This is a genomic window from Rhodococcus sp. R1101 (assembly GCF_000278445.1).
In the GTDB taxonomy this organism is placed as follows: domain Bacteria; phylum Actinomycetota; class Actinomycetes; order Mycobacteriales; family Mycobacteriaceae; genus Rhodococcus; species Rhodococcus gordoniae.
In genome coordinates, this window is the sequence record NZ_AJVB01000152.1 from 1 (window position 1) to 8,305 (window position 8,305).

An 8,305-nucleotide genomic window follows, 5' to 3' on the forward strand; every position below is an offset into this window, starting at 1 on the left:
CGCGCCGGTCACGCCGTCGGACGCAAGGTCGAACTGAGCTACCAGGGACAGGCCTACGAACTCGTCGTCGGACAGGTCGGCCCGCACCGCTACCGGGTCGACACCGGCACCTCCGAGTTCGACGTCGACGTCGAGCGGCTCGGCGACTACGAGTCGCGTCTGACCGTCGGCGGCCACCGTCACAACGTGGTGTCGATCGCCGGTCCCGCCCACTTCCTCGTCGAGGTCGACGGCATCAGCCACCAGATCAGCCAGGACGAGGCCGGTGTGGTGCGCACACCCGCCCCCGCCGTGGTGGTCGCGGTCCCCGTCGCCGTCGGTGACGAGGTCGAGGCCGGTCAGACCCTCGTCGTGCTCGAGTCGATGAAGATGGAGACCGCGGTCCGCGCTCCCTTCGCCGGGAAGGTCCGCGAAATCCTGGCCGTCGTCAACGCCCAGGTCGACGCGGGTGCCCCGCTCCTGCGGGTCGACCAGATCGTCGAGGAGGTCGTCACCGAAGCCGTCGAGCGGGTGGAGTTCGCCGCACCGGCGCCCTCGCTGAGCGACGACGTCGCCGCCGACGCCCTTGCCCGCCTCGACTCGCTGGCCGCGCTGGTCACCGGATACGACGTGTCCGCCAAGCGCACCGCGGCCCTGATCGCCGACTACGAGCAGCTCTCCGGCGCCGTCGACTCGTGCGATATCGTCCGCGCCGAACTGGCGCTGCTCACGACGTTCGCCGACGTGTGCGAACTGTCGCGCAACCGCCCGACCGAAGACGAGAAGAACAGTGACGATCGGGTGCACAGCCCCCGCGAGTTCTTCCACGGTTACCTGCAGTCGCTCGACGTCGAGGTCGGAGGGCTGCCCGACAGCTTCCGTGCTCGTCTCGCACGGGCCCTGCGGCACTACGACGTCCTCGAACTCGATCGCACCCCGGATCTCGAGGAGGCCGTCTACCGGCTGTTCCTCGCACTCGAGCGCATCGAAGCCCATGTTCCCGTGGTCACCGCGCTGCTGGACCGCTGGATCGAACGCGACGACACCGAAGTGGGCATCTCCCACGAACTCAACGAGGTCCTCGACCGTCTGATCGTCGCGACCCAGGTCCGGTTCCCCGTCATCGGTGACACCGCCCGCAACCTGCGATACCGCTACTTCGAGGAGCCGGTGATCCGCAAGGCCCGCGAGCAGGTCTACGACGGGGTCCGCGGTTCGCTCGCGTACCTCGCCGAGCATGCGCAGGCGGCGGACTACGCGCAGCGCATCGAATCGCTGGTCGCTACCCCCGAGCCGCTGATCGACCTTCTCGCACAGCAGATCACGCGTCCCGAGACCGTTCCGGGTCCGTTGCTCGAGGTCATCACCCGACGGGCGTACAAGATCCGCACCCTCGAGGACGTCTGCTCGTGCACGGTCGCCGGGCACCAGTTCGTCACCGGCAACTTCGATCTGCGCGGCACGCGTCTGTACCTGATCTCCGCGGAGGCACCGCACGCCGAGTTCGCCTCGTTGCTCGCCGCCGTCGAGGAGTCGGCGGCATCGGTTCCCGACACGAAGAACCTGGTGATCGACCTGTATCTCGCGTGGGACGACGCTCCGGCCGATGCCGACGCCCAGGCGGACGCGCTGCGCACCGAACTCGCCGCCCGCACGGTGACGGGCGCGGCCCGACGCGTGACCGTGACCGTCTGCCACACCGACACCGCCGAAGAGCACGTGTTCACCTTCCGCCCCTACGAGACCGGATACGCGGAAGAGACCAACATCCGCGACATCCACCCACTCACGGGTCAGCGTCTGGATCTGTGGCGCCTGAAGAACTTCGACGGCACCCGCCTGCCCGCCAACCCGGACACCTACCTGTATCACCTGGTGTCGCAGGACAATCCGTCCGACGAGCGATTCATCGCGCTGGCCGAGGTGCGCGACCTGACACCGCAGCGCGACGAGACCGGGAGGATCGTCGGACTTCCGGCCTTCGAACGCGCACTGGCCGGTTCGCTCGACGGCATGCGCCGCGCCCAGGCGAACCGCGGTGGGCGACGTCTCGACGCGAACCGCGTGGTGCTCTACGTGTGGCCCGTCGTCGATCTCGACATGGAGGACCTGCGCCGCATCGGCAACAACGCCGCGCCGCTGACCGTGGGTGCCGGCCTGGAGGAGATCACCGTCATCGGTTCGTGGCGCGAGCGCCAGGACGAGCCGGTACGTGAGGTCGCTCTGCGCTTCTCGTACCGGTCCGGCGCCGGCGTCATCGTGCGGGTCACCGAGCCTCCGAAGGAGCCGCTGCAGCCGCTCGACGAGTACACCCAGAAGGTGCAGCGCTCGCGCGCCCGCGGCACCGTCTACCCGTACGAGCTGATCCCGCTGCTCACCGGCGGCGACGGCAGCTTCGTCGAATACGATTTCGACGAGCAGGGCGCACTCGTGCCGGTGGACCGCCCCTACGGCCGTAACACCGCCGGCCTGATCGTCGGCGTCGTCGACACCCCCACCCCGCGCTATCCCGAGGGCATGAAGCGCGTCGCGTTGTTCGGTGATCCCACCAAGGCGCTGGGCACCGTCGCGGAAGCGGAATGTTCCCGCGTGGTCGCCGCGATCGATCTCGCCGAAAGCCTCGGCGCCCCCGTCGAGTGGTTCGCCCTGTCGTCCGGCGCGACGATCTCGATGGGCTCGGGCACCGAGAACATGGACTGGGTGTCACGCGGTCTGCGTCGCATCATCACGTTCACGCAGAACGGCGGCGAGATCAACGTCGTGGTCACCGGCATCAACGTCGGCGCGCAGCCGTACTGGAACGCCGAGGCGACGATGCTCATGCACACCAAGGGCATCCTCGTGATGACGCCGGACAGTGCCATGGTGCTCACCGGCAAGCAGTCGCTCGACTACTCGGGTGGCGTCTCCGCCGAGGACAATTTCGGTATCGGCGGATACGACCGCGTCATGGGCCCCAACGGCCAGGCGCAGTACTGGGCCCCCAACCTCAGCGCTGCCATCGAGACGCTGTTCGCGCACTACGCCCACGCCTACGTCGCACCGGGCGAGCGTTTCCCGCGCAAGGCCGTGTCCGCCGACCCGGTGGACCGGAACGTGTGCGTGTACCCGCACGTGCATCCGTCCAGCGATTTCACCACCGTCGGCGACATCTTCTCGTCCGAGACCAACCCGGATCGCAAGAAGCCGTTCGACATCCGCACGGTGATGCGCTCCGTGGTCGACCAGGACCACGCGGTGCTCGAGCGGTGGGCCGACATGGCCGACGCCGACACCTCGGTCGTGTTCGACGCGCATCTCGGCGGTATCCCCGTCAGCGTCATCGGTATCGAGTCCCGCGCGATCCCGCGCAAGGGCTGGTTCCCCGCCGACGGGCCGGACCAGTGGACGTCGGGCACGCTGTTCCCGAAGTCGTCGAAGAAGACGGCGCGGGCGATCAACGCGGCGAGCGGCAATCGTCCGCTCGTGGTGCTCGCCAACCTGTCGGGCTTCGACGGCTCCCCCGAGTCGCTGCGCAACCTGCAGCTCGAGTACGGCGCCGAGATCGGACGGGCCATCGTCAACTTCGACGGTCCGATCGTGTTCGTCGTGGTCTCCCGCTACCACGGGGGTGCTTTCGTGGTGTTCTCGGGCGCACTGAACGAGAACATGGAAGTCCTCGCCGTGGAGGGTTCGTTCGCCTCCGTGCTCGGTGGCGCTCCTGCGGCAGCGGTCGTCTTCACCCGCGACGTCAACAAGCGCACCGCGAGCGATCCGCGGGTCGTGGAACTCGAAGCCCAGCTGCGGGCCGCGGAGGACGGCGACAAGGCGCGTCTGGGTGTCGAACTCACCGCGCTGCGTACCGCGGTGCGGTCGGAGAAGCTCGGTGAGGTGGCAGCCGAGTTCGAGGCGATCCACAACATCCAGCGCGCGCAGCAGGTCGGGTCCGTGGACGCGATCGTGCCGGCGGTCGAGCTGCGGCCGCAGATCATCGCGGCTGTCGAGCGCGGCATGGCACGCACGCTCGCGTAAGCCACGCAGACGGATCGAGACCCCACCGGGACACTTCCGGTGGGGTCTCGTCGTCGTGGGGCCGGACCGATGCTACGAGGTCATCATTCGAGACGCGTACGGATCCACTCGGCCAGGATCCGGGCCACCTCGTGCGGCGCCTCCGGCACGAGGGCGTGCCCGCAACCCGGCACGACCGCCGTGGAGACGAGTTCGCTCCCGAACTCGTCGACGAGCTCACCTCGGGTCTCCGCGGGCCGGAAGACGTCCTCTTCCGCCTGTACGTCGAGCAGAGGTGACGGCGCCACGGTCCACCACGATTCCTTGTCGGTCGCGGCCATCGCGGCCCGCTGCGACACGATCGCCTCGGGCCACCACCCGTCGAGCCACACCGCCGGATCGTGCCCTTCGGCGAAGAAGACGTCGCGCAGGTGCACGAGCCGTTCGCCGTCGGGAAGCGACAGGTCGGAGCACTTGGCGACACGCTCGGTCAGCGAGGCCGGGAATCGGCGGGCACCGGCGGCGAGCACGGCGACCCCCCGGACGAGTTCGGGCCGGTCGGCGGCGAGTACCCGGGCCACGTAATGCCCGAATGCGTGGCCGGCCACCACGGCGGGTGCGGCGTCGAAGTTCTCGATGACGCCGGCGACGTCGTCGGCGAGGTCGTGGAGGTCGAGGCCGGCCATGGGCCCGCGGCTGCTCCCGATACCTCGGGGTTGCGGTCGCAGAGCGGTGAATCCGGCTGCCGCGAGATCGCCGGCAATGGGATCGAATTCGTAGGAGTCGCGTCCCAGGGAAGGAAGCAGGACCACCGCCGGCCCTTCCCCGTCGACACGCACCTCGAGCTCCGCCACGGGTGTTTCGACAAGACGAGTGCTGCTCACGGGGCCATCCTCTCACCGCCCGACGAGCTGTGCTTCGACACAATCCCCTACGGGAGTGTCGAGGATCACACCGGCACAGGGTGTGGCCCGTTCCCGAACGGGGAATACCGAGAGGCGCACGGCCGGCCGGACTCGGGCGGCACGCAGTGCGCCCTCCCCGAACAATGGCCGGCGGCAATCCCCCGGCCGAGTATCGTCTCCGAATCGGTTCTACCGAAGCACATTTCGGAGAATCTCATGGATCCCGACCACGTTCACGCCATGTGCACACAGCTGTGGCCGACTCCCCGGTAACACGGTGTGCCATTCCGGAACGGCCCGATTCGTGCAGGCTGTACGTCCAGGTCGGCTACGGACATTCAGCATGTTCGTACCGTGAAGTAACCCCCCATGGTCGACAGATATCGTTGTCACACAACGTTTTTCGAAATATTCGGACAAATTGCCGAAATTCGAAGCTCGAATTGTTCCTGGTGACAACATGATCGGGGTGATGCATGATTGTTTCCGCAGGGAGATACGAGCCAACGAGGGCTCGTTTCACGGGGACACGCGTTCGAGTCAGGGGGATTCGAAACGTGCTCCTCCACAGGGAAATCAACGCGCAGGGGGCGTTTGTGCGACGTCGGCGACCAGCCGCGCCCGTCGCCCCCTCGCACAGCGAGGAGATCAGCATGACCAGCACCATCGAACCCACCTCACAGATCGCTGCCGGCGGAAACAAGCTCCGCGGACGCGTCGCCTTCGTCACCGGCGGCACGCGCGGCATCGGAGCGGCGATCAGCCGCAGCCTGGCGAGCCAGGGCGCCACCGTCGCCGCAGGTTACGGACGTAACACCGCTCAGGCGGACCAATTCCTCGCAGACCTGAACGACAACGGCCGCAAGGACGTCCGCTACTCGGTGCATCGAGGCGACGTCGCCGACGCCGACGACTGCCGGCGCACGATCGACGAGGTCATCGCCACACACGGCCGCCTGGACATCCTGGTCAACAACGCCGGCATCACCATCGACCGCACGGTGCTGAAGATGCAGGACGAGGACTGGGACACCGTCCTCGGTGTGAACCTCTCCGGCGCGTTCTACCTGGCACAGGCAGCACTGCGGCACATGCTCGAGCGCGGCACCGGACGCATCGTCAACGTCTCCTCCGTCATCGGCGAGACCGGAAACATCGGCCAGGCCAACTACGCGGCGTCGAAGGCCGGTCTGTTCGGCCTCACCAAGACCCTCGCCAAGGAAGCAGCATTCCATCTGGCCAAGAACGACAAGCTGGATCCGAACGGCATCGGCGTCACCGTCAACACCGTCACTCCGGGCTTCGTCGCCACCGAGATGGTCGAAGCCATCCCCGAGAAGGTGCTCGCGCGCATCACGGACACCATCCCCGTGAAGCGACTCGCCGACCCTCGGGAGATCGCCCGGGTCGTGCACTTCCTCGCCGCAGACGCCTCCTCGTACATCACCGGTCAGGTGTGGGGTGTCAACGGCGGGCTGGACATGTGATCCGGCTTTCCCACCACAACTTCGAATCGAACGGTCCCTCTCGCACATGCAGCCCTTCGAGCTCAACCGGCACGGCCGAATCGTCTTTCCCTCCAATTTCGTTCCCGAACTCGACTTCTCCACACTGAGCAGCGTCGAACATCTCGACGCTGTCATCCGCCGCGACTTCGACACCAAGGCACCCACGGTCTCGGAGATCCTCGCCCGGCACGAACTGGGTAATTACGGTTCGAAGTTCGAGATCATGCGGGACATGGCCCTCAACGTGTTCTGGGCCGACCGCTTCGCCCTGATGATGTTCGAGCGGCGGGTCACCCGCTGGGGCGACGTGCCCCGTAACCGTGACGACGTCTACATGCCCCGCCTGACTCCCTGGCCCGAGGCCGAGGAGCGGTTGGGGGCCGTCGAGGAGGCCTACCGCTCGCTCCCCCGCGCCTGGGACAGCGCCGCGGAGGATCACATCTTCGACCGGCTCTTCGCGGTCTTCGGCTCGCGACGTCATTTCGCCGGCGACCTGCCGAGCGTCAAACCCACTGTCGCGCAGCTGCTCTCCGATCCGGAGAACATCACCCTGCGTATCCGCCACTACGATCCGAACCACCCCGTGTTCGGATACGACGAGATCCTCGACTGCCACGAGGACGTCGCCGAACTCGAGGCCCTGAGCCGGTGGTCGATGGTGCTGCACAACCAGCAGCCCTGGGACGGAAACGAAATCGAACTCGCCCGGGTGGCGGACCTGAAGGACGACGACTACGTCGTGGTGTCGCACCCGCGCAATCGTGAGGTGCAGCGGTTCATCAACCGGGTCGCCTCCGGGAAGACCCGCAAGGCCACCTCGTTCACGCGGCACGAACCGGTCGCCCCGTCGACGCCCTACCCGGCCGTCGACGTGCGCTCGGAGTTCACGGTCGCACCGCGCATCGATGCGATCGCGGTGGCCCACGGCGATCAGGTGTGCACCAACGAGGACCTGATCCGGAACACCGCCTACAACTGGTCGCCGATGTCGGCCGAGGAGATCACGGCGAAGACCGGGATCGAACAGCGCCGGTACACCTCGGGCACCTTCGAGGAACTGGCCCTGATCGCGGCGAAGCAGGCGGTCGCCCACGCCGGCATCGGTCCGCAGGACATCGGCGCGGTCATCACCTGCACGTGCACGAGCGGCCGGCTGATCCCGTCGCTCGCCACGTGGATCTCGGGTGAACTCGGTATCGGCCAGACCCATGCCTCGTTCGACCTCATCGCGGCGTGCGCGGGCATGCCCTACGGCCTGGCCGAGGCGACCCGCATCCTGCAGCAGGTGAAACGTCCCGTCCTCGTGGTGTGCGTCGAGAAGTTCTCCGACAAGATCGGCAACGTCCGGCCGTCCCGCATGATCTTCGGTGACGGTGCCGCGGCGATCGTCGTCTCGCCCGCCGCCGAGGGCGATGCCCCCGATCTCGAGTTCTTCAACAGCTACGCGAGCGGTCCGACGAGCGAGGTCAACTCGATCATCTGGCCGAACCCGGACTTCGACAACTTCATCACGGTCTACGGACCGGAGGTGAAGACGCTTGCCGGTCGTTACCTGGCGCAGATGCTCGACGAGATCAAGGCCATCCCCTCCCCCGACGACGCCGAGCGGTCGCTGCTCGACGACATCGATCTCATCGTTCCCCACCAGGCGAACAAGACGATGGTCATCGAACTCGCCGCGAACGCGGGACTGTCGGCCGACCGGTTGTACTTCAACATCGAGAAGGTCGGCAACACGTCGTCGGCGAGCATCCCGCTCGCGATCCACGACGCCGTCCGCGACGGGGTGATCACCGAACCGGTGCGCATATTCGCCCCCGGCTTCGGTGCGGGAGCGGTGGCGGGTTACACCGTCATGCGGATCGACCCGAAGGTGGTCGTGCCGTTCGAGACGACGGACGCCGGCTGACCGGCGTACGACAA

At 67.2% G+C, this 8,305-nt stretch carries 4 protein-coding genes; 3 read left to right on the forward strand and 1 reads right to left on the reverse strand.

Annotation, left to right across the window (positions count from 1 at the left end):
• Positions 1-3,990, forward strand: a 3,990-nt coding sequence (locus R1101_RS0111635) for a carboxyl transferase domain-containing protein (protein ID WP_016933603.1), incomplete at its 5' end; no start/stop codon positions are given.
• A gap of 83 nt (positions 3,991-4,073) precedes the next feature.
• Here the strand turns inward: R1101_RS0111635 and R1101_RS0111640 are convergent.
• Positions 4,074-4,853, reverse strand: a complete 780-nt coding sequence (locus tag R1101_RS0111640) for an alpha/beta fold hydrolase (RefSeq protein ID WP_026003167.1) — start codon at positions 4,851-4,853, stop codon at positions 4,074-4,076.
• A 674-nt stretch (positions 4,854-5,527) separates the two neighbouring features.
• Between R1101_RS0111640 and R1101_RS0111645 the strand changes: the two genes are divergently transcribed.
• Entirely contained in the window at positions 5,528-6,361 is an 834-nt protein-coding gene (locus tag R1101_RS0111645; RefSeq protein ID WP_016933606.1) for a 3-oxoacyl-ACP reductase family protein, read from the forward strand.
• Between the two features lie 46 nt (positions 6,362-6,407).
• Positions 6,408-8,291: a ketoacyl-ACP synthase III gene (locus R1101_RS0111650; RefSeq protein WP_016933607.1), complete on the forward strand. Its 1,884-nt coding sequence runs from the start codon at positions 6,408-6,410 to the stop codon at positions 8,289-8,291.
• Positions 8,292-8,305: the final 14 nt, after the last annotated feature.

What these genes read in the sequence shown, in the direction of transcription:
- R1101_RS0111645 (WP_016933606.1), top strand. Translation starts at nt 5,528, where the DNA reads ATGACCAGCACCATCGAACCCACCTCACAGATCGCTGCCGGCGGAAAC.
- R1101_RS0111650 (WP_016933607.1), top strand. Translation starts at nt 6,408, where the DNA reads ATGCAGCCCTTCGAGCTCAACCGGCACGGCCGAATCGTCTTTCCCTCC.